This is a genomic window from Arcicella sp. GW822-FHT02H01, assembly GCF_058802005.1.
Genome location: NZ_JBXANT010000001.1, coordinates 2545526 through 2569979 on the forward strand (window position 1 = coordinate 2545526; position 24454 = coordinate 2569979).

The window sequence follows — 24454 nt, forward strand, 5'->3', positions numbered from 1 at the left end:
TACTTAACTAAAAAAATCAAACCCGTAGAGAAATTCCTACGGGTTTATCTAGGGGCAGAATCTATTAACTATTTATTCTCTTTTTCAGGTAGTACTTCAGCTGAAGTTTTCTCTACTTTCTTGCCTACTTCTTCCATCAATCGTAAGCCTAACAATCCACTCAAGGCTCCGTTTTGGTCGTTTGAACCGCCCGTAATTAAAATATCTGGCATTACCTTTATTTTCTCTTTACCGATGCTTTCAGTGATTTTCAATTGCGTAAAGTTTCCTTCACCCATTGCTGAAACAGCCAATTTATACGCTTCAGCATCGGCCTTACCAATCGCCAAGATTTTTTCAGCTTCGGCAGTACCCGTTTTACTGATTTTTTCGGCTTCGGCATTCGCAATTAATTTGATACGTTCTGATTCCGCACTTGCTTGCACCCTCACTCTTTCTGCCTCCGCTCCTGCTTGTAGTTTTAAACTTTGGGCTTCACCTTGTGCTTTTTTCACAGACGCATCGGCTACTCTTTCGGCAATCACTACGCCTTGGTCAGCTTTAACAATATCTTTCTGAATATCCGCAATGGCTGTTTCTTTCTCTAATGCTTGTCGTGTTTCTTGAGCCATCTTTTGGGTTTCGTAAGTAACTTTTTGTTCCTCCGCTAATTTTCGGTCAGTAAGGGTTTTCATCAATGATTCTGGTGGTACGATATCACCAATCAAAGTATCTACAGCATTTACATTATATTGCGAAAGCACTTCCGCAATATATCTTCTAGCGGTTTCCTGACGCTCTTTTCTTGACCCTAGGAATGAAATCACATCAGAATCTTGTGCTGAGTTTCTAAAATAATTACCAATCGTTGGTTCCAATACTTGGCTCACGAGGTTGTTCATATTACCGAAACGGGCAATCACTTTAGGGGCTTCGTAGTTGGGAATATGGATAATCTGCGAAACATCTAAATTAAAAGGGAAACCGTCTTTAGAACGAACTGTTATCGTTGACAGGTTCTTATCCAATTGGTGTGATTCTGACCTTGCACTTGCCCAGTTTAACACCAAATTGGTCGTGGGTACTACTTCTATTTTCTGTACATAAGTATTTACAGGATATTTCCCTGGGCCAAAGGCCTCTGCCCAAACACCTTTATAGCCTTTTGAAACAATGTTACCGTGTTTAAATTCTGTACCGCTAACGTCAATTCCTTCTTCCCCAACATAAGAAATTACTACGCCTACATTACCAATCGGGATTTCGGTCATGTGTATTTCTTCTACTTTCACAAACCAAGGATTGAGGTTATAAGAACCCGCCAAAATTACTTGTTGCTGTAGCCCTCTATTACCGCCCTTACTCAGGAATGCATCAGCATTTTGAAAATTATTATGTCCTTCGATAGATTTACCAGCTATCTGACCTGCTTCAATTGATGCCCCATCCATGGTAGTGATAATGCCCACCATGTTTTCATGAATTTCAGTAATGTCTGTGATGACTACTTCAAACAAAAAGGTATTAATCCTGTAAGACCCCGCCGTGATTACTGCTGTTTGTCGTCCTTTTCTACCACCATTCTTCAAGAACGATACGGTATCCTGAAACCCATCACATTCAATCTTTCTGGCAAGGATAGAACCCGTTTCAAGTTCCCTCCCATCTTTTGCCAAAATCAATCCTATTTGTCCTGTTGGAATAATAGTAAGTGGTTGAAGTTTAATATCATATTGCCAAATCCAATACCAAAAATAAATACCGGGTGCCAAGGGCTCTGCTTGATAACCTGCTTCCCCTTCGGTGGCAATGATTCGTCCTTCTGGTAAGGATTTCTTATCCCCAAACAGTACGAATTTCTTGGTAACTAGCCCAATTTTGTCTTCTGGAATAATAATGATGCCCAACAAGCGAAAAATAAATTTGTAGAAAACTAAGCAAAGCAAAGGAACTGCGATGCTAATAACGGTGGCAATAGGAACTTCCATTTTTTATATTTATTTTGGTTAAATTGTGAACTGAAATATTAAAGTTCATGGACCAAATTTGATAAAAAGTGTATCAGAATATCCCAAATTGTGAAGAATGGTTAGGCGGTGGCTTAAATGGGTTTAGGGTATTTTATGTTACAAAACATTCCTGCTTTAACGTAGTTAATTGGGTTATTTATTCCTCTTATCTATAAAAAGGTTAAGTTAGTCGAAATATATTGAGATTACGAAGTAGGACGGGACAAAAGCATATACATTATAAAGTAACTTTATAGAAAATTAGAATAGCAAAAAATATTCATACATACGTAATATGAAGCAAAAAAATACGCTCTCAATGGTATCTGTTGGGGCTTCAATCTGTTTAGCATTGGTTGGCTGTCATAGTAAGAAACCACAAGACTCTAATAAAAAAGAAGATCAGCCTGCCATTGTTGATGTAATCATCGCAAAAAAGCAAAGTATTAGCTCAAATGTTGAAGCCAACGGTTCTATTATAGCCAATGAATTCGTAGAACTACACACAGAAGTGAGTGGTCGTATTACCTATCTTAATATTCCCGAAGGCAACGTTGTAACACAAGGAACGATATTAGCCAAAATCAACGATGCTGACTTACAAGCTCAACTCGCTAAAACAAAGGTCTTACTCGATTTAGCCGAAAAAACTGAAAAACGTTTAGGCAAGCTTTTATCAATTAATGGTATTAGTCAAGGTGAATATGATACTGCCTTGAACCAAGTAAATAGCCTAAAAGCAGATTTGGCTTATACCCAAGTGTTAATCGATAAAACTGTATTGAAAGCACCATTTACGGGTGTGATTGGTCTTCGTCAGATAAGTTTAGGAGCTTTTGTTTCAGCTACCACTATCATTGCTACCATTCAGCAAGTAAATAAATTGAAAGTTGACTTTACAGTTCCTGAAGAATACTCTCCACTCATCCGTAAAGGAAGTGTGGTAGAGGTTGAAGTAGAAGGACAAAGAGACGGTCGTTGCAAAGCTGTAGTAGTAGCCCGCGAACCGCAAATCAACCAAACTACCCGTAACTTACTGGTGCGTGCCTTGTTGTCAAACTGCAATGCCAACCCTGGTACTTTTGCAAAGGTATATTTTAGTGCAGGCCCAGCACAAAATAGTATCTTGATTCCTACCAATGCGATTATCCCAGATGATAAAACGAAAAAATTGGTCATTGTAAAAGACGGCAAAGCTAGTTATGTAGTAGTAGAGACTGGTTTTAGAAAAGAAGATGTTGTTGAAATTACAAGTGGCTTAACCGAAGGAGATTCTGTAGTGGTTGATGGCGTTTTATTTGCTCGTGCAGATAAACCTGTAAAAGTAAGAAGTGTAAAAAAACAGTAGTCATTTGAAGGTGAATGGGCTATCAGCGATGTTGGCGTCATCATCCATCATTAAAAAGATTTCATAAAATTGCTTTTCATCTTCTACAAAAGATGGGAGTAATTTAATCATCAATATTCATGAATATTTCAGAATTATCTCTTAAAAGGCCTGTACTCGCCACAGTACTGAATATCCTGATTATCCTTTTTGGGATAGTTGGATTTTCGTTTTTGGCAGTAAGGGATTATCCAGCTATTGACCCACCGATGGTTACTGTAAGAACAGCTTACACTGGTGCCAACCCTGATATTATTGAAAACCAAATTACTGAGCCTCTCGAAAAACAAATCAATGGTATTCCAGGAATTCGTTCTATTACGTCATCAAGTACTTTAGGAAGTAGTTCTATTTCAGTAGAATTTAACCTTGATGTACCATTGGAAGCAGCCGCCAGTGATGTGCGTGACAAAGTGGCTCAAGCTGTTAGAAGTTTACCCCAAGATATTGATGCACCTCCTGTCGTGTCCAAAGCGGATGCTAATAGTGACTTTATTTTGTTGTTGGCTATCCAGAGTAGAAGTAAAGGTTTATTAGAACTGAGTGATTATGCCGAAAACGTATTACAACAACGTTTCCAGACCATTAATGACGTAAGTGGTGTAAACATTTTGGGTCAAAAACGTTATGCCATGCGTATCTGGTTGAAAACAGACCGTATGAATGGTTATGGCTTATCTTTTACAGATATCCAAACAGCTTTAGCGCGTGAAAACGTAGAACTTCCTGCAGGTAAAATTTATGGTAGTAACACAGAGATGACGATTCGTGCTTTAGGTAGATTAACATCGGAACAACAATTTCGTGATTTAATCATCCGTGAAAGCAATACGGGTATCGTTCGTTTAGGTGATATTGCTGATGTGGAATTAGGACCAGAAACCCTAGAACAAAGCTGGAAATACAATGGCGTGTATGCCGTTGGTTTAGCAGTTGTTCCTCAGCCTGGAGCTAATTATATCAAAATTGCGGATGAATTTAATAAACGTTTGCAGGAAATTGAGAAAGAGAATAAATCTGACATTCAGTTTAAGCTATTAATTGATAATACTAAAAACGTTCGTCGCTCATTAGAGGAGGTAGAAGAAACCTTAATTATTTCTTTTGGTCTGGTAGTATTAGTAATTTTCTTCTTCTTCCGAAATTGGCTTATTGCGATTCGTCCCCTTATCGATATTCCTATTTCATTGGTTGCTACCTTCTTTGTAATGTATTTCTGTGGTTTCACCATTAATGTACTTACGCTGTTAGGTATCGTTTTGGCGACAGGGCTTGTAGTTGATGATGGTATTGTTGTTACAGAAAATATTTTCCGAAAGCTCGAACAGGGCTTACCTATCCGTAAAGCTGCTTTGGAGGGTAGTAGAGAAATCTTCTTTGCCGTAATTTCTACTTCCTTAACATTGGCGGTGGTGTTCTTGCCTGTTATTTTCTTAGAAGGATTCGTAGGTAGCCTCTTCCGTGAATTTGGTATTGTGGTCGCAGGTGCGGTATTGATTTCAGCCTTTGTTTCACTGACGATTACGCCTGTACTGAATGTGTATTTAACACGTAAAAAAGCAGGTCACGGGTGGCTTTACGACAAAACTGAGCCATTCTTTACAGGCATGGAAAATGGCTACAAGAGTATCCTAAAGGGCTTTATGAGCGTCAGATGGATGGCTTGGGTAATTGTAGTTGCCTGTGGATTGTTGATATGGCTAGCGAGCAAAAATCTTCAAAGTGAGATTGCTCCGATGGAAGATAAAAGCAGTATTCGTTTTACGGTAAGTACGCCTGAAGGGTCTAGTTATTTATATACTCAGAAGGTTTCTGATGATGTAACCAATTTCTTGAACGATTCTATTCCTGAAAAAGAATTTGTATTTAATGCTGTGCCTGGCTTTGGTGGAAACGGTGGTACAAACTCTTCTGCGGCTCGTATTGGTTTGGTAGACCCCGACCAAAGAACCAGAAGCCAAGATGAAATAACCAAGTTATTGAACAAAAAAATGAGCAGGTTTAATAATGCTCGTGTATTTGGTGTACAAGAACAAACTATCTCGGTGGGTTTAGGTTCAAGAGGAAGTTTACCTGTACAGTTCGTATTACAAAATATCGACTTTGCTAAGATTAAAGACGCTATTCCGAAATTTTTGGAGGAAGCTCGTAATGATAAAACTTTCCAGAATGTTGACGTAAACTTGAAATTCAACAAGCCTGAGATTTTAATGACCTTCGACCGTATTAAAATCAAAGACTTAGCCCTTACGACACAAGATGTTGTAAGTGCTGTCCAAGGGGCATTCAGTGGTAGAAGGCTAGCGTATTTCACCATGAATGGTCGTCAGTATGAAGTAATTGCGCAAGTGGAAAGAAAAGACAGAAAAGAGCCTACGGATATTGAAAACATTTTTGTGACCAATACGCGTGGTGAAAGGATTCCTTTGAGTGCCGTAGTGAAGTTGGAAGAAAGTAGTAATCCTTCAACGTTGTTTCACTTCAACCGTTTGAAATCGGCTACTGTGTCAGCCTCTTTGGCAGAAGGAAAAACCATTGGAGACGGTGTAAAAGCGATGCAAGCTATTGCAGATAAAGTATTGGACAAATCTTTCCAAACAGCCTTGAGTGGTCCTTCAAGAGATTATTCTGAAAGTTCTTCTAACACAACTTTTGCTTTTGGATTAGCCTTAACATTGATTTATTTACTATTGGCGGCTCAGTTTGAAAGCTTCAAAGATCCTTTCACTATTATGATTACCGTGCCTTTGGCTTTGGCGGGTGCATTGGGTAGCCTTTGGTTGTTTGGACAAACATTGAATATTTTCTCGCAGATTGGTATGATTATGTTGATTGGACTAGTAACCAAAAACGGAATTTTAATTGTTGAATTTGCTAATCATAAGCGAGCCGAGGGTATGTCAAGAATTGAAGCTGTTGTTGAAGCCGCAACCCAACGTTTGCGTCCGATTTTGATGACAAGTTTAGCAACATCTTTAGGAGCTTTGCCGATTGCTTTGAGTTTAGGGGCAGCATCTACTAGCCGTATTCCATTAGGTACTGTTGTTGTGGGGGGTATTTTATTCTCTTTAATTCTTACGTTACTCGTTATTCCAGCAGTTTATACATTTATCTCTAGTAAAAATTACGTAACAGAAGAATCTAAACTAGTAGCAGAAGAACAAGCGGCAGATTAAACTAAAGCTGAAAATCAACAAAAAAACATGAGAATCATTTTTAAAAGTAATATACTGTTGGTAAGTTGTTTGCTAATGATGGGCTTTTCAGAAGGTTTTGCTCAACAGCAAATAACATTGAACCAAGCCGTTGAAACAGCCTTAAAAAACAATTTAGATATTCAGGTTTCTAAAAATACGCTATCTGCCAATACTATCAATAATTATATTGGTATCGCTGGTGGTTTGCCTACAGTTACGGGCGCTTTTAGTACAAACGAACAGATAACTGGACTGAACCAAGAGTTAAGTAATGGTACAAGTACTAACAGAACGGGCGTAGTTTCCAACAATACCAATATGAGTTTTACAGCAACGATGATGCTGTATAATGGCGGAAGAGTAATAGCAACAAAAAAGCGTTTAGAGGAATTACAAAAACTTAGTCAGGAGCAATTGAATGCTACAGTACAAAATGTAGTGGCTGACGTGATGTTAAAGTATTTTGCAGTAGTTCAGCAACAAAATTTTGTAACTACCTTACTTCAGTCTATCGAAGTATCAAAACAAAAACTATCGCTGATTGAAGCCCGCAAAAGCGTAGGATTATCAAACGAAGCAGAATCTTTACAAGCTACGATAGATTTGAATGCCCAAACGCAAGCTTTGCAAACTCAAAAAATAGTGATTGAACAAAGTAAGGCTGATTTACTCCGTAGTTTAGTATTAAACCCTAGAACTGCTATTACTATTTCCGATACGATTGTATTGGATAGAAGCCTGCAATGGGAGAATTTAGACGCCAACATAAAGAAACATCCAAGTATTTTATCGGCTGAGGCACAAATTAATATAAATCTTTTGTTAGAAAGAGAAGCCAATGCTAGGCGTTATCCTACTATCAATTTGAATACAGGCTATAACTATGGCCGTAACCAAAGTGGTGCAGGTTTTACACTTTTAAACCAAACCTATGGTCCATTTTTAGGAGTGAATGCCAGTATTCCTATCTATTCAGGTGGTGTAAATACGCGACAAGTACAAATAGCCAAAATCAATACTGAAACGGCTCGATTACAGAAAGAAATAGTTTACCAGAATTTCGAAACTGCGGCGGCTAAATCTTGGGAAGCATATAGCAATACGTTACAATTGATAGAAGCCGAACGAGAAAATTATGCGTTAGCAGATAAATTATTGAAAATAATGAATCAGCGTTTTCAATTAGGTCAAGCTACTATCATTGACGTAAAACAAGCACAGCAAAGTTTTGAAAACTCGGGCTATCGTCTGAATAATTTGAGCTATACAGCCAAAGTAGCTGAAATTACGTTGAAGCAAATAGCTAGTCAGTTAGGTAATTAATACTTCATAGAAAATAATAAAATATCAATTTTGAAAACATGAGTCATCCCGAATTTTAAGCAAAATTTGTCCATAAGATATTTTGAATGACTATTCTTATTCTGTAAATATGTGTCATTCCGAATTCTATCATCAAAAAGCGGTCAGAAAAATTATTTTTCTGACCGCTTTTTGATGATAGATAATGGATTATAGTTCCGTTAGGAACAAGATATCGGTAGAAAAAGTATTCTGTTAACCCCACAAGCCCCATCGGGGCGAAATATATCGCCTCTATGAGGCTATTTTATTAAACTTTCTCATTTTAAAAAAAATTCGAGATAACCCCATGTTTGTAAAGATAGTTCTCCTACATATTTAGCTAAAAATGTATATTATTTCAAGAGGGTGGAAAATAAAAAGGTTTTTCTTATTTGGACTAATTATAAATAATAACGTATATTTGTGCATTATTAGTCTTTCCACAACTCCCATAGCATGAATAACATTCAGGTGGACAATATCTCCATTAAAATTAACGAGGATTCCTTTCGGGAAATCTATAATTTGTATTGGGAAAAAGTTTTTTCGGTATGTTATGCTAATCTGAAAGACGAAGAGCTTTGTAAAGGAATGGTACAAGATATTTTTAAGTCACTTTGGGAAAAGAGAGATAAGCTTGAAATTAATCAGTCTGTTGAGAAATACCTTGTAAAATCTGCTAAGTATAAAGTATTTGAACATATCAGAAATAAAAAAATCAGAGAACACCATTTAGAGCAAATTGCTTCTTCACAAACAGTATCTAGTAATTATACTGAAAATGAAGTGATGCTAAGTTCTTTAAAAGAAAGAATATCTACCTTGATTGAAGACCTGCCTAATCAATGTCGTAGGGTTTTTAAAATGAGCCGTGAACAAGGCTTATCCAACAAAGAGATTGCCTTAGACCTACTTATCTCTGAAAGAGCGGTAGAATACCACATTTCTAAAGCTATTTCCTCTCTTAAATCCAATTTACCAGAATATTCACTCTGATTTTCTTACCTACAGCTTCGGGAAACCCTTAAATATGCTACTTTTACAAAAAAGAGTCTTTTTGTTCTAAAAAACATGTTTAATGAAGGTTAGTAAAGAGCTTATTGAAAAATACCATTGCGGACAATGTACACCAACAGAAATAATGTTGGTTGAAAATTGGTTGCTCGATGAAAACGAAGACGATTTTTTAGTCTTTCCTGAAAACATAGATAAAGAAAAAACAGCTACAGAAATGTGGCAGGATATTGCTGATATTCTCCCTTCAAATTCCAAAAAATCAACAAATAATCCGTTTTTTATTTTTCAGAATACCAAATATCTTTCCATAGCAGCCACTTTAGCATTTGCCATTCTTGCGTCTTCTCTGTATATTTTTTATCAAAAAGCAGACGAGGCATTGATTACTGCCGTAAATACTACGGGTACTACCAATAAAGAAATTTTTGCCAAAGATTATACCATCTCGCTTGGACCAGAGAGCAACGCCAACATTGATGTAAACAATGATTCGATTCATTTTTGCGGAAGCATGCTGATTAGTCCCAACAAAGATATCTCTATTACCGTAAAAGGACTTTGTACTAAAAGTGCGAACCAAAGTAATAAGGTGAATTTCAAGAAGGGCGAAAGTTATATCGTTCTTGATGACCCTAATACCCAAAACAGTCAAGTGATTATTATGGACGAAAAACTGTTGATGGGCTTACCTCCCGTAATGAAAAGACAATTGATGGATCAATTTAATATTTGAAACTCTTGATTATATTATGTGCTTTAAAAAAAGCCCGATTACTTTTATCATAGCCTTTATCGTAGGATTAACTTCTTTGTTGGGTTGTTCAGAATCAAAAGATGCCCCTGATAAACATAAAAAATATAGCATTTATGTCATGGCAAAGGACTATAAAGAGTACATTATTCATACTGACGATATTTCTACGGGCAAGATTAATCCGATAGAAGAAGGTACCCGAGTTTTTCCCAAACAAATCTGGTATGATTTAATTGTTAAGAATGGTTTCTATTATCGGTTAGGGCGAAAAAGTCAGTATTTAATAAAATCGGTTATTACCAATAATAGTCTTCAACCTATCGACTCTGTTTTGCTTAATGGCTTTGTGTATTTGGATAATTATAGTTGGGTTCATCCAGATTCACTTTTTTTAATTTCTCATAATAAGAAACTCAATAAACTTCAATATGCCAAAGTGAATGTCAATGACATGAAGGCTCAGATAGGTATCTTCCCTCTTCCTAAGCCCACTGGCATTTACAATTCCATTTCTGTAGGGTTTTCTAACTTCTTGACCAACAAAGTGGTTGTAGGCTATACTTATCATGCTATCTCGACACCACAAAATTATCAAACTAGCGATACGGCTTTTGTAAGTATCTTGACATACCCAGCACTCAAATTAATAAAGACTCAAAAGGATACTCGCTCTACTTATCCTGGGGGTATCAATACCGCTCAGCCCAATACCTTTACTGCTCAAAACGGCGATTTTTATTTTCTCGCCTGTCCAGGTATCGCACTAGGCAATAATCCTAATAAGCCTACGGCGATGTACAGAATTCGTAAAGGACAAGAATCTTTAGACAGTTCATTTTTCTTCAATATTTCGGCTTCTATTAAAAATCATGCTTATGGTATGTGGGACATTGGCGACGGTAAAGCTATTCTCAGAAGTGAGCGAAAAGATTTATTCACAGGCTTTGAAGACCATTATAAAGTGCCTCACGTAGAGTTTTATGTAGCAGATCTTGTAAAACAAACCCTAAAAAAGTTGGATTTACCTTTGGATAAAGGGACTTCTAGGCGTTGTATTCTGGTAGAGCATGGTTTAGTCTATATTTCTCTTAATTCTGATACGGGTGGAAACAATATTTGGATTTATAATCCCAAAGATGGTAGCTTGAAAAAAGGATTACAGCTTGAAGGCCCTATAGATTACATCCTCCGCATTGAAAGGTTATATGAAGATTAAAATAAAGAATTATACATAACCAATTTTCAACAATAATTATCAGCATTTCCTTAAAATTTCTTTCTCCTGACCTTCGGGGGTAGCAGAGTTGTGCTACTTAGGTATTTGAAAAGGCAAGTTTAGTAATTGCCTATTCATGTATCTAAACAGTATTCCTCAGCTAAAACCAATGTGCTCAACTAAGTTTTTATTTACTACAATTTTATTTTTCTTATTACAAATCAATAGTCTTGTCTTTGCACAAACTGGAAATAGTGTTTCTGGAACGATACAGGGCGAAGATGGCAATAAATTAGCAGGCGTAAATGTCGTATTGAAAGGTACGACTATTGGTACTGTTACCAAAGACGATGGATACTTCAAACTATCTATCACGAGGGCTGGTTCTTATACTTTAGTAGTTTCTTCTGTAGGTTACTTATCACAATCAAGAGTTATCTCACTCAAAAATGGTCAGGAAGTTAAGGCCAATTTTACCCTAAAGTTTGATTCTAAAAACATGGACGAAGTGGTTGTTCATGGCAAAACAAAAACACAGGAAGTAAAAGAACAGGCTTTTGCCGTTAATGCGATTGAAACTAAGCAATTCGCTAATACTACCGCCGACCTTAACCAAGTATTAAACAGAACCGCAGGAATAAAAGTACGTGAAGAAGGTGGGATGGGTTCTGATTTCAACTTTTCAATCAATGGATTATCGGGCAAAGCTGTAAAATTCTTTTTGGATGGTGTTCCGATGGAATTAATGGGCAGTACGATGTCGCTGAATAATATTCCTGTCAATCTTGCTGAACGCATGGAGGTTTACAAAGGTGTTGTGCCTGTAAGCTTAGGGTCGGATGCCTTGGGTGGAGCTGTTAATATCATTACTAATCAAAACATCAGTAATTATTTAGATGCTAGCTATAGTATCGGTTCTTTTGATTCTCACAGACTAGCCCTAACGGGTCAATATCGCTTTGGAAACGGAATTATCCTTAAAGCCAGTGCCTTTGCTAACTATTCTAAAAACAACTATATCATGCGTGATATGGAGATTTGGGATGAAGCACAATACAAATACGTTAATAAAGATTTTAAACGATTCCACGACAAGTATCAATCAGCGATGGGACAGCTTGAAGTAGGTGTAGCTAATAAAAAATGGGCTGATATTTTCTTTGTAGGGCTTTCTTATTCGGGTACTAACCAAGATATACAAACGGGAACGCGACAAGATGTGGTTTATGGGGCTGTCACTAAAAATGGTTATGCCTATAATGGGTCGCTTCGTTATCGTAAAGACAACCTATTTACGAAAGGCTTAAATGCTAATATTTTTGCTTCACGCTCGGTTGATAATTATGTGGTTACTGACACATCAAGTTATAAATATTATTGGGATGGCTCGCGTGTAAAAACTAGTTTAGCCGAAATCGGTTCGATAAAAACGGTTAACAACATTAATCGTCCAAGAACTTTTGTGCGTACCAATTTTGGCTATGAATTATCTTCTGTACACTCGTTCAACCTGAACTATACTTATGACCACCTCAGAAACGAAACCTATGATGAGTTAATTACCGACCATGCAGATATTCCGGGAATATTAAGCAAACAAATTTTGGGCGTAGCTTATCAGCAAAATCTACTCAATGAACGCCTTACGAATACTTTATTTGGTAAAGTATATGGGTTAAGTGTTCAGCAATCTAAATACATTTCTGTTTCGGGTCAGTATGGACAAGTAAACGATTCTCAGATCTACCAAGGTTACGGATTAGCCAGTCGCTATAAAATAACAGGAGATATTGGTGTGAAGGCATCCTTCGAAAAAGCATATCGTTTGCAAGAAGTAGGCGAAATGTTCGGGAATGGTTATACTGTTGTGGCAAACCTAGACCTAAAACCAGAGTCGAGCAATAACTTAAACATCGGAGCTTACTACGGTTTCCGTTATAATAAGCATAAGTTATTTGTCGAAGCATCATGGTTCTATCGTAATGCCAACGACTTTATCTATGCCGTAGTTTATAAATCTAATTCTAGTGTAAGCCGTTACGAAAATACTTCAAATGTAAAAGTGAATGGTTTGGAAGGAGACATCAAATATAATTATGGTGATTTAATCTACTTCAACGCTAACATCAGTTACCAAAATGCTATCAATAATACTAAGTATTCACCTGGTTCAGCGGGTACTACTATTGAAGCAACTTATTTAAACAAAATTCCTAACCAACCTTGGCTTTTTGGGAATGTAGACTTGGGCATTGGTAAAAACAATGTAATCGGTAAGGCATCTCGTATGCAATTCAATTTAAGTACGCAATATGTCCATTGGTTTTATTTGACTTGGGAAGCTTACGGAAACAAAGCAGGAAAAAGTACTATTCCTGAACAGTACATCCACAATGCGTCTATCTCAAACTCATGGAAAAATGGCCGATACAATCTCTCTTTAGAATGCCGCAATTTCACTAATAATCTGGCATTTGACAATTTTCGCTTACAGAAACCTGGTCGTGCATTTTCGGTAAAACTCAGGTATTTTCTACAATAATTTCAACCATCATTTTATCAAATAAATCGTAATTATTTAATCCATTATATTATTTAAGCATCATGTTTAAAACATTCAAATTCTATTCATTTTTGGTGGCAATTGCCCTAATTTCATTACTAAACGCTTGTAGTAGTGATGATAACACACCAACTCCTGTAGATGAAACACAGGAAAAATATACCGTTTGGTTACAAATTGGTAGCTGGCCAAATACTACGCAGTATATTCTGGGAACAAACTCATTGACAGAAGGTTCTATCAACTTGACTGGTCACGGAGCGGAAGTTACAGGCAAATCTGCCTATGGAATTATTACAAAGGGAGGATATTATTACTACTATAATACTACTTCTGGTCGTTTCTCTAAATTCAAGTATGAAAAAGAGCTATACAATACTATCTTGGAAGTGCCTTATACTCACATGAGCGATGTTGGTGGCTTTACTTGGATTAACGATAAAACACTTTTCTTAATCGGGACCGATGGCGAAGGCAAAAAACTTCATTATTCAGTAGTAGACACAGAAACGCTTAAAATGACAAATGGTGTGTTTGAAACACCCGCCATCCCTACAGGATACAAAAGCTTAAACTTAGGAAACGTTGAATATACTAACGGTAAAGTTTTTGTTCAATTTGGATACACTGCCGATAGGCCAGCACCTTGGCAAGAAAAAACATATTTCGGTGTAATTGATTATGCTACCTTAAAATATGAAAAAACATTAGAAAGTACTCAATCTGCTGGCCCAGGAACTAATAAATTATGGTTGTCATCATCTTTTGTGGCTGAAAACGGAGATACTTATTTCCAAACTAACGTAGAGTGGAGTAGTATCGCGACTAAGAAAACGGCTATTTTCCGTATCAAAAAAGGTGCTACAGTATTAGACGATACGTATACAGCTAACAACGCTACAATAGGTTATCACGGGGTAGGTTTATGGTATATCGGTGGTACAAAGGCTATCATTAAATATATTGACAACGCTATTACTAATTCAGCACACATTTATGCTTTTGGTGTATTTGACCTTGAAACTGGAAAAATCACTAAAAAACTGACTGAAATACCAAACGATAATGATGCCTATATGCAGAATATCATTGTAGAAGATGGCAAGGTTTATATGATTACAAATGCTGAAACGGGCAAAGATTATATCTATATCTATGATATTGCTGGTCAGACTGTAAAAACTGGTATGGAAATGATTGGCGGATATGACTATATTCTTCGTCTTGACAAAATGCGTTAATATTCACTTCTCACTAACAAATTAAAATATATACCTACCTGAAACAGTACTTCTATTTCAGGTAGGTTAACTAATTTCTGTTCTGAATGACCACATTAAGTAAAATAAATGCATGGTTGCATCTTTGGCTTGGGCTTGTATCTGGTATTATCGTATTTATCGTAGCCTTGACGGGTTGTATTTTAGTCTTTGAACAAGAGTTTGAGTCCCTTACTCAACCTTGGCTTCATGTTGAAAGACCTGAAAATGCGCCCTATCTTACTCCTTCTGCTATTGAAAGTAAGGTTGCACCTTTATTTCCAGACAAAAAAATCACTGGGATTTGGTACTACGGGCATGAAAGGTCTGCTCAAATAAGTATGAACTCAGACTCCTTAGTATATGTAAACCCATACACAGCGGCAGTAGTAGGGATTGTAGACCATGATAATTTCTTTCACTTTGTTTTAGAAGGTCATACTGAATTGTGGATTGAGGCAAAAATTGGTGATGTAGCCATTGGTCCAACCATTGTGGGGTATGCTACGCTTATATTTTTTGTTTTGCTAGTTAGTGGTCTGATTCTATGGTGGCCCAAAAAGTGGAATAAAAGCAATCGTGATAAAAGTTTTAAAATAAAATGGAATGCCAAGTTCAAACGTGTTAACTATGACCTCCATAATGTATTAGGCTTTTACGCACTAATCGTTGCATTATTGATTACCATTACTGGTTTAAGCATGAGCTTCTCGTGGGTCTCTAAAAGTGTTTATTGGTTAAGTTCAGGCGGAGGTGCTCCAGCACCATTTACACGTTCATTTTCAGATACAACCAAGATTGTTCCAAACGTTGCGATGCGAAATGTGGATATTGCCTTTCAAAAAGGAATTGAAAGTGTAGGTGTTTATAATAAAGATGCCATTATTGTTTCTTTTCCTCAAAAACCTGCTGATGCTATTGCGTTATGCGTGGATATGTACAATGGTTCTTGGCGATATGTCAACTTGGACCAATATACCCTTAAAGAGCTTCCATCTACACAAGTACAAATAGATGACTTGAATGTTGCCGACTGGATTAGACGCACCAATTATGCCATCCATGTAGGGGCTATTGGTAACATTCCTACCAAAATATTATACTTCCTCGCAAGTTTGATTTGTGCTACCTTACCCATAACTGGGTTTTATGTGTGGTGGGGACGTAGTAGATTTAGTAAATCAAAAACGAAAAAAAGTAAGAAGACGTCTTCTACATCATTAGAAAATGAGACTGAGAACGTATAGTCATTATATTACACAAATAAACATTTTCCCAGTTCTGTCTTACTTCTATTCCTTTTTAAATTTAGTCGCTCTTTATAAAAGTCATAAAGAGCGACTAATATTTTATCAAGTACTACAGCTTTACTGTTAGTAAATGCGGTCTTTCTCTTTCTATCTTCAACATTAATTCACCGAACAAAGTATTTGCCCAAGCAAACCATTTACGGGTAAATTTAGTAGCATCATCTTTATCAAAAGATTCGTGCATAAATCCTGTATTAGCATGAGTCTTTTTCAAGAAACGCAATTGTGCTAATATCTCTTGGTCATTTGTGGAGGTCATGGCACGCATAATGATACTCATTGGCCATATTTGATCCACTAAAGTATGCGGACTACCAATACCCTCAGCATCTTTTCCTTTAAAGAAGTAAGGGTTATTATCACTAAAGATAAATTTACGGGTATTCTGATAAATAGGGTCTGATAGTTTCAAGGCTCCTAAATAAGGCAATGCCAATAAGTTCGGTACGTTAGCATCATCTTGTAACAAACGATTTCCATAACCATCTACTTCTAAAGCATACATTTGTCCATAAACTGGATGCGTAATAATTGCGTGTTTCTTTACTGCTGTTTCCACTTCATTGGCAAAGGTTGAACATTCTTTGGCAAATGAAACATCTTTATAAACCTTCTCCGCAATTTCTGCTATCTGACGGAAAGAAACTACGGCGAATAAATTGGAAGGAATTAGGTAAGGGAAAACCGTAGCGTCATCTGAAGGACGGAAAATACTATTGATTAAGCCATTTGGTTTTGTCGGATTACCATATCCATTCCCCGGTACCGTATCGGTAGACCATGAGGTAGTTCTTCCAAAATGATATGGGCCTTTTCCATGAAAACGTTGCTGTTCTCTGCAAGTAGCAATAATAAGCTTGGTAGCTTTCAGCCATTTTTCATCAAAAATACTCGTATCATTAGCTGTTTTCCAATAATGAAAAGCCAAACGAACGGTATAGCACAATGAATCTAATTCCCATTTTCTTTCATGTAATTCAGGCTTCATATCCGTATGGTCAGTAAGCCATTCTGACTTTCCTGGTCCATCATTAAAAGCATTAGCATAAGGGTCAATCAAAATACATTCTGTTTGGCGGTTTACTACGCCAGCAATCAGCTCTCTTAATTTATCATCTTGCTTAATTAAAGGTAGGTATGGCCAAACCTGTGCAGTACTATCACGCAACCACATCGCATGGATATCGCCTGTAATCACAAAAGTATCTGGTCTATTATTCCTGATTTGGAAATTAACCGTAGTATCTAACGTATTAGGAAAACAGTTTTCAAACATCCAAGCTACCTCCGCATCTTTGATGCTGGTTTTCATACGCTTGATGGTTGACTCAATCAGGGGACTATTAAATTTTCTTTGCCCTACGCCTACTCGTACAGTAGGAAATTCATTGGCAAAAACAGGCGAGTTTACCATTAAGCCTGCACTTGCAATAGACGAAGCCTTAATAAATGTTCTACGGTTGATGTTCATTAATTTGTTGTTTTATAATTGTATTGAATTGGATAAGGCTTAAATATCCCTATTTTTTGAAGGCTATCTACCCTTTTTTGTAAAGATATATTGGTGGAATACTACTCAGTTGATAAGTATTAAAGCCTTTTTATCAAACGGTAATTTTGTAATGTCATGTATAAAGTCAGGGCGTTAAAAACACCTAAGGCACGGACTCTTTGCCGTGCCTTAGGGAGATATTGTATATTTGTAATACTACAAACTATATTCCTTTACCGTATCAATAAAACATTTTACTTTTTCAGGGTTAGTATCTGGGTATACGCCATGCCCTAAATTGGCAATATATTTCTGTGCGCCAAACTGTTGAATCATCGAGCGAGTATGTGCCTTTATTTCAGCGAATGAACCATATAATACACATGGGTCAAGGTTTCCTTGTAAGGTTTTGCTATCGCCAATTAATCTTCTAGATTCGGCAATGTCCATGTTCCAATCTAAACCGATGGTTTCGCAATTCAATTTACCCATTTCTTCGCGCGCAAAAAATGCACCTTTAGCAAATACCGTCACGGGTACTTCGTTGATGGCATCACAAATCTGAGCGATATAAGGCAATGAATAAATACGATATTGTTCTGGAGAAAGAATACCTGCCCAAGAGTCAAAAATCTGAACAAGGTTTGCTCCAGCGGCTATTTGTGCTTTTAGATAAGCAATTGTGCTATCCGTAATTTTTTGTAAAAGAGCATGCGAAAGTTCGGGCTCTGAATACAAGTATTTCTTAGCCTTCGAGAACGTCTTTGAGCCTCTACCTTCTATCATGTAGCAAAGCAATGTAAAAGGAGCGCCAGCAAAACCAATTAAAGGCACACGACCATTCAATTCTTTCTTTACAATTCTGATAGCATCTAATACATATTTCAATTCTACCTCTGGGTTAGCCACACGAAGCTTATCCACATCTGCCATCGTTTTAATGACTTCTGGAAAGATGGGTCCTACTTTTTCTTCCATCATATACGGCAAACCCATTGCTTCGGGAATGACCAAAATATCTGAGAAAATAATGGCTGCATCTACGCCTAAAATATCAACAGGTTGGATGGTTACTTCAGCAGCTAATTCAGGTGTTGTAGCCAATTGTATAAAACTTCCTGCTTTCTCACGAACGGCACGATATTCAGCTAAAATTCTTCCTGCCTGACGCATCATCCAAACGGGTACACGTTCTACTTGCTCGCCACGGGCGGCTCTTAACAATAAATCATTTTGTAAAATTTCCATATAAACTACACGATTGCATGAATCGTTTGTGGTATTGATAAAAGCGAATCGTCTAATCGCTGTAATTTGCACAAAGATACGATTGTTTCATTAGACTGGATTTTGATACTGAAATAAATCGTTGAGCTTTTCCTTAGATTATGATTAGTTTGTGAGATAATTGTCGTTAAAAAGCTTAGAAGCAAGAGAAGTGCTAAATCTTCCGTAAATTTGTGAAAGTTTAAAAAAGAAGTATCTCCTTCAATAAGTAGGCATACTATTTTAACATTAGTTTTATGAAAATCACAGAAGCAATATTTTTACAGAGTAATACAGAATACGAAAAGTGCCCAAAACCTGATAAACCAGAATATGCGTTTATTGGTCGTTCAAATGTGGGTAAATCATCGTTAATCAATACGATTGTTCAAAAAAAAGGCTTGGCTAAAACATCACAAACGCCAGGGAAAACTCAATTGATAAACCATTTTTTGATTGACCAAAAATGGTATTTAGTAGATTTACCGGGGTATGGTTATGCCAAAATCAGTAAAACAGAGCGTGAAAAGTTTGAATCGATGATTCATGATTATCTTTCAAACCGTGAAAATTTATTATACACTTTTGTATTAGTAGACATTCGTCATGAACCACAGAAAATTGATATGGAATTTATCAATCGTTTGGGGGAAGAAGGTATTCCTTTTTGTTTGGTTTTTACAAAGGCTGATAAATTATCAAAAACGGCTGCTGACAGAAATGTTGCCTTGTATCAAGAAAAGCTATTGGAAACATGGGAAGAAATGCCACAATTTTTTGTAAGCTCTTCCGTTAATGGCTCTGGTAGAGAAGAAATTCTTCATACAATTAGTGACTTAAACCAAGAGTTTAAAGCTTGAAAAATAGCTACCTAGGTAGGTTTTCAGCCTTAGTACTATTTTGCTAAGAACTAATTGAGTAATTTTGCAAAAACAAATCATTAAAATAAAACATGGAATTATTAAAAGAAATAGCCAATATTTCTGGCCAAAGTGGGTTATACAGAATTTTAAAACCAACACGTACAGGAGTTATTGTTGAGAGTTTGGATGGCAAAAAAGCTCGTTCAGTTGTGGGAGCAAATGCACGCGTATCAGTGTTAAAAGATATTTCAGTATATATTGAAGATCACCAAGATGCAGCAATGCCTCTAGCAAATATTTTCTTGAAAATCAGAGAAACGCATGGTGAAAAAATTGAATTGAATACAAAAAATGCTACTGAGGCTGATCTTTTTGATTTCTTAGGTACGGTAGTTCCTAATTTCGACCGTGAACGTGTTCATGGCTCGGATGTGAAAAAAATGATTAATTGGTATAATATCATTTCACAGAATTTACCAGAAGCATTTGAAGTAGAAGAAACTACTGAAGAAGCTGTTGAAACAGAAGAAACAAAAGCAGAAGAAGCTTAACAATATGATAGAATAACTAAAAAAGGCTTGGATGTTTAATAACATCCAAGCCTTTTTTAGTTATTTGTATATTCCGTTCTTAGTTCATAACCATTTTGGGGAAACGATATGATTGTGAATCATACACCATCAATTGGTCTATCTCTAATTCAAAATAGCTATATAGTGGCGAACGTTCTAGGTATTTATGAACACTTTCCTTGCTTTTAGCATTGACGATAATCCATCCTCTGCCAGCTTCTGCTGAAATAGCATAAGAATCTATTACTCCTTTCAGAATTAAGTCATTTATCACACTACGGTGTTCAGGAACCAAGCTCATGAATTCTTGGTCAACACTAAAATAGACGGTTACTTGGTATTTGTTCATATTAATAAAAATTGCGACTCGAATTAAAAATACTAATATTGTGCCAACAAAAAAAATACCTTGACAGTTCGTTAACGCCGTCAAGGTATTTTTTTTTAATGTTCAAAAGTATTAGCCTTTTTTGCTTTTTCCTTTAGACTTCGCAGCTAGTGAATTAATCCAACCTGCTATTTTCAAAGCATCTTCTTTAGGTACTTTCAAAGCAGCCATTGGTGGATAACCTGGCCAGTTTGATGGCTTAGGAGCACCGATTAATTCTACGATTTTTTCATTCGTATATTTCTTTTTTGCAACATCTGTATATGCAGGGCCAACCAATCTAGCGTCTACTTTATGGCATGCTGTACAAGCATACTTTGTTACAAGTGGCTTAATATCTTCAGGAAAATCCTGTGCTTTTGCATTAATTGCTAGGGCTGAAAGCAACATCGCACTTAATATCGTTTTTTTCATAATAAAGAAAAGAAAGGGTTACTGATGTATTGATTAAATCTTATTGTTGGATAAAATAATTAGACATAAGACTAGTTCGCCTTTTAAGTAATTCAACTTATAACGACAAACATAGTTGCTTGTTTTTGTACTTGGTGTTAATGATATGTTAATGATTGGCTCTGTAGGCATCTACCGAGGCTCTTACACTTCCATGTTGCTGTAATAAGCCTTCGGCTTCTTCACGGCTAATGCCTAGCTCTTCCATCACCATATTTTCAGCCCTCACTACCAATTTATTATTGCTTAATTGCATATCAACCATTCTGTTTCCCCTTACTCTTCCCAATTGAATCATCACAGAGGTAGAAATCATATTCAAAATAAGCTTTTGAGCCGTTCCAGATTTCATACGTGTACTTCCCGTTACGAATTCTGGGCCTGGAATTGCTTCAATCTTAAATTCAGCTGCTTTTGATATTTCACTGTCTTCATTACATGAAATAGCGCCCGTCAATAAGCCGTTTTCACGTGCTTTGTTCAAACCGCCAATTACATAAGGTGTTCTTCCAGATGCCGCAATACCAATTACGGTATCTAACTCATGAATATCATAAGCTTCTAAATCCTTCCAAGCTTGTTCTATATCATCTTCGGCATTTTCTACGGCCTTACGAATAGCACCATCCCCCCCAGCAATCAAACCAATGACTAAATCAAAAGGTACGCCAAAAGTAGGCGGACATTCAGAGGCATCTACAATTCCTAAACGGCCACTTGTGCCTGCTCCGATATAGAAAAGTCTTCCTCCCTTTTTCATTCTAGGAACAATTGCCGACACAAGTTTTTCTATTTGCGGGATTGCCTTTTCTACAGCATAAGGCACTGTTTTATCTTCATTATTGATGCCTTCTAAAATCTCACGCACAGACATCTCATCAAGGTTTTCATACCGTGAGGTTTCTTCTGTGGTAAGGGCTTCTAAATTAATTTCGGTCATGATGATTATAATTCTTTCAGAAAAGGTAAAATCAACACTAATACCTCTCTTTAATCTATGTTCTTAAGATATTTCTTTGCTTTTGCTCACTTCTATCTTTTTGCAAATATAACAATTTAGCACTTTAATTAAACACTGTATTGTATTGACTATTTTGTGATTAATCCAAAAAACAGAAGAATATCGCAACATTTTATACCATTACTTATGATTCTGTATAGTATTTAAAGAATAAAGGTATCGTTTCTATGCCTTTATAATAGTTAAATAAGCCATAATGTTCGTTAGGAGAGTGAATCGCATCTGAATCTAACCCAAAGCCCATCAATACAGTTTTCAAGCCTAATTCTTTCTCAAATAAAGCCACAATTGGAATACTTCCACCACCACGAGTAGGTACTGGTTTCTTCCCAAAGCTTTCTTCCATGGCTTTTTCAGCCGCTTTATATTCCTTAGAATCTGTCGGTGTAACATAAGGTTCACCACCATGATGTGGGCGAACGCTTACCTTAACTCCTGCTGGAGCGATAGACTCAAAATGTTTGGTAAATAGCTCGGTAATTTTATCTGATTGCTGATTAGGTACTAATCTCATCGAAATCTTTGCTGAAGCTTTTGAAGGTAATACAGTTTTGGCACCTTCTCCAATATAACCTCCCCAAATACCATTCACATCTAATGTTGGACGGATGGATGCTCTTTCTAAAGTAGAATAGCCTGCTTCTCCTCTTACATCATCAATGTCCAAATCTTTCTTATATTCGGCTAAATTGAATGGCGTTTGTGCCATAGCTTCACGTTCAGTAGGTGTTAATTCAACTACATCGTCATAAAAAGTAGGAATAGTGATATGGTTATTTTCATCATGCAATGAAGCAATCATTTTGCTCAGCACGTTGATTGGATTAGCTACTGCCCCTCCATAAACGCCAGAGTGTAGATCTCTATTTGAGCCTATTACTTCAACTTCCAGATAACTCAATCCTCTCAACCCTACATCAATGGAAGGAATATCATTGGCAATAATAGCCGTATCAGAAATCAAAATAACATCTGCTTTCAAGCGGTCTTTATTGGCTTTTACAAAAGTTCCGAGGTTGTCTGAGCCTACTTCTTCTTCACCCTCAATCATAAACTTTACGTTGCAAGGTAAAGCGTCTGTAGCAACCATTGTTTCGAAAGCCTTGATGTGCATATATACTTGGCCTTTGTCATCACAAGCACCGCGAGCATAGATTTTTTCATCTTTTACTACTGGCTCGAATGGCGGAGAATCCCAAAGATTTAAAGGGTCAGCTGGTTGCACATCATAATGCCCATACACTAAAATAGTTGGCAGTGATTCATCTATTATTTTTTGTCCAAATACAATCGGATGCCCTGCTGTTTCACTTATTTCTGCAAAATCAGCCCCAGCCGTTTTAATTTTATCAGCAATAAATTCAGCGGCTTTTCTAACATCATCTTTGTATTTGCTATCAGCACTGATTGATGGAATTCTTAGCAAGTCGAGTAATTCAGATAAGAAACGCTCTTTATTAGCTTCAATATAGTTTTTCATGTTGTTGTGATTGTGTAATGGATGAGCCATTATTTATGTTTTCAATGCTGAAACAATGAGTCAAAAAAATACCTTCTGCCAAAAAAATGACAGAAGGTACAAATATAATATGTTCTACCGATTTAAACGGATTCTTTCTTTCGACGAAGGTAAATTCTGCTTTCTTGTCCTTTGAATAACCTCACTACATTTTTACGGTGAGTAATTAGGATAAGAAGGAATAAAATGAAGCCAAAAATAATCACTAGGTCGTTTTCTTTGCCAAAAGTCTTTAATAAAAGTAATATTGGGAAAGACAAAGATGCAATAATAGCCCCTAATGATACATAATGGAATGATATAAAAACCAAAAAGAAAATCACCATACAAACCAAGGCGGCTTCTGGATGTACCGACATCACCATCCCTAGCAAAGTAGCCACACCTTTTCCTCCTTTGAAATTAGAAAATACTGGGAAGATATGCCCCAAAACTGCCGCAAAACCAAAAAGCAATTTCAGATTTTGACATTCACTCCATTCTATAAGGTGACCATAGTACATCATTAATGCTAGCGAAGTAGCTATCCAGCCCTTGATAGCATCAATTAATAATACAATCGTTCCTGCTCTTTTACCTAAAACCCTAAATGTATTGGTAGCACCTGCATTACCACTTCCATGTTTACGAATATCAAACCCGAAATAAGCTTCGCCATACCAAATAGCAGTTGGAATAGACCCCAGTAAATATGCTGCGATTGTGCAAGAAATTATAAGTACTAAAATTGACATTGATTGATAGTAATTAATATACGTTGACTGTGCTATTATTTTCCTTAAAACAAATATAAATTAAAAATTATTAAAACAAGAAACCCTCTAAAAGTTCTTAAAATTGTACAA

Annotated in this window: 19 protein-coding genes; 11 read left to right on the top strand and 8 right to left on the bottom strand. The window is 36.6% G+C overall.

The features are described from left to right. Positions 1–68: 68 nt before the first annotated feature. Positions 69–1967, bottom strand: coding sequence for an SPFH domain-containing protein (locus AC1RNE_RS10930; protein WP_492801006.1), 1899 nt, complete (start codon positions 1965–1967; stop codon positions 69–71). A gap of 316 nt (positions 1968–2283) precedes the next feature. Here AC1RNE_RS10930 and AC1RNE_RS10935 point away from each other — a divergent pair, with 316 nt between their 5' ends. The 9 genes from AC1RNE_RS10935 (at position 2284) to AC1RNE_RS10975 (ending at position 15972) form a co-directional block, all read left to right on the top strand. Beyond that, positions 2284–3336, top strand: coding sequence for an efflux RND transporter periplasmic adaptor subunit (locus AC1RNE_RS10935; protein WP_492801007.1), 1053 nt, complete (start codon positions 2284–2286; stop codon positions 3334–3336). A 119-nt stretch (positions 3337–3455) separates the two neighbouring features. Next, a complete protein-coding gene (locus AC1RNE_RS10940) occupies positions 3456–6551 on the top strand; it encodes an efflux RND transporter permease subunit (RefSeq protein ID WP_492801008.1) in 3096 nt (1031 codons plus the stop codon). Positions 6552–6578: 27 nt separating this feature from the next. Then, entirely contained in the window at positions 6579–7895 is a 1317-nt protein-coding gene (locus AC1RNE_RS10945; RefSeq protein WP_492801009.1) for a TolC family protein, read from the top strand. A gap of 477 nt (positions 7896–8372) precedes the next feature. After that, positions 8373–8912, top strand: a complete 540-nt coding sequence (locus AC1RNE_RS10950; RefSeq protein ID WP_492801010.1) for an RNA polymerase sigma-70 factor — start codon at positions 8373–8375, stop codon at positions 8910–8912. A gap of 82 nt (positions 8913–8994) precedes the next feature. Further along, the gene (locus AC1RNE_RS10955; RefSeq protein ID WP_492801011.1) at positions 8995–9666 is read left to right on the top strand and encodes a hypothetical protein; all 672 of its coding nucleotides are present in this window, start codon (positions 8995–8997) and stop codon (positions 9664–9666) included. Between the two features lie 16 nt (positions 9667–9682). Continuing rightward, complete coding sequence (locus tag AC1RNE_RS10960) at positions 9683–10903, top strand: DUF4374 domain-containing protein (protein WP_492801012.1); 1221 nt, start codon at positions 9683–9685, stop codon at positions 10901–10903. A gap of 169 nt (positions 10904–11072) precedes the next feature. Beyond that, a complete protein-coding gene (locus AC1RNE_RS10965; RefSeq protein ID WP_492801013.1) occupies positions 11073–13445 on the top strand; it encodes a carboxypeptidase-like regulatory domain-containing protein in 2373 nt (790 codons plus the stop codon). A 62-nt stretch (positions 13446–13507) separates the two neighbouring features. After that, entirely contained in the window at positions 13508–14707 is a 1200-nt protein-coding gene (locus AC1RNE_RS10970) for a DUF4374 domain-containing protein (protein ID WP_492801014.1), read from the top strand. An 86-nt stretch (positions 14708–14793) separates the two neighbouring features. Beyond that, positions 14794–15972, top strand: a complete 1179-nt coding sequence (locus AC1RNE_RS10975) for a PepSY-associated TM helix domain-containing protein (protein ID WP_492801015.1) — start codon at positions 14794–14796, stop codon at positions 15970–15972. 112 nt (positions 15973–16084) lie between these two features. Here the strand turns inward: AC1RNE_RS10975 and AC1RNE_RS10980 are convergent, their stop codons facing one another. Next, positions 16085–17506: a glycoside hydrolase family 125 protein gene (locus AC1RNE_RS10980; protein ID WP_492801016.1), complete on the bottom strand. Its 1422-nt coding sequence runs from the start codon at positions 17504–17506 to the stop codon at positions 16085–16087. Positions 17507–17743: 237 nt separating this feature from the next. Continuing rightward, positions 17744–18775, bottom strand: coding sequence for a uroporphyrinogen decarboxylase (gene hemE / locus AC1RNE_RS10985; protein ID WP_492801017.1), 1032 nt, complete (start codon positions 18773–18775; stop codon positions 17744–17746). A 275-nt stretch (positions 18776–19050) separates the two neighbouring features. On the opposite strand from hemE, the gene yihA reads away from it, so the two are divergent. Both yihA and AC1RNE_RS10995 read left to right on the top strand, forming a co-directional pair. After that, positions 19051–19653 carry a ribosome biogenesis GTP-binding protein YihA/YsxC gene (gene yihA / locus AC1RNE_RS10990; RefSeq protein WP_309921864.1) on the top strand — a complete coding sequence of 201 codons (603 nt, stop codon included), beginning with the start codon at positions 19051–19053 and terminating at the stop codon, positions 19651–19653. Between the two features lie 92 nt (positions 19654–19745). After that, complete coding sequence (locus AC1RNE_RS10995) at positions 19746–20207, top strand: DUF5606 family protein (protein WP_492801018.1); 462 nt, start codon at positions 19746–19748, stop codon at positions 20205–20207. A gap of 79 nt (positions 20208–20286) precedes the next feature. Here AC1RNE_RS10995 and AC1RNE_RS11000 read toward each other — a convergent pair whose 3' ends face one another. From AC1RNE_RS11000 to plsY, 5 genes are all read right to left on the bottom strand, one after another. Then, positions 20287–20577 carry a hypothetical protein gene (locus AC1RNE_RS11000; RefSeq protein ID WP_323252866.1) on the bottom strand — a complete coding sequence of 97 codons (291 nt, stop codon included), beginning with the start codon at positions 20575–20577 and terminating at the stop codon, positions 20287–20289. Positions 20578–20688: 111 nt separating this feature from the next. Next, on the bottom strand, positions 20689–21030 hold the full coding sequence (locus AC1RNE_RS11005; RefSeq protein WP_492801019.1) for a c-type cytochrome: 342 nt from the start codon (positions 21028–21030) through the stop codon (positions 20689–20691). 148 nt (positions 21031–21178) lie between these two features. Then, positions 21179–22009, bottom strand: a complete 831-nt coding sequence (gene murQ, locus AC1RNE_RS11010; protein ID WP_492801020.1) for an N-acetylmuramic acid 6-phosphate etherase — start codon at positions 22007–22009, stop codon at positions 21179–21181. Between the two features lie 205 nt (positions 22010–22214). Beyond that, positions 22215–23570, bottom strand: coding sequence for a dipeptidase (locus AC1RNE_RS11015; protein ID WP_492801021.1), 1356 nt, complete (start codon positions 23568–23570; stop codon positions 22215–22217). Positions 23571–23692: 122 nt separating this feature from the next. Continuing rightward, positions 23693–24343, bottom strand: coding sequence for a glycerol-3-phosphate 1-O-acyltransferase PlsY (gene plsY, locus AC1RNE_RS11020; RefSeq protein WP_309921845.1), 651 nt, complete (start codon positions 24341–24343; stop codon positions 23693–23695). Between the last annotated feature and the right edge of the window lie 111 nt (positions 24344–24454).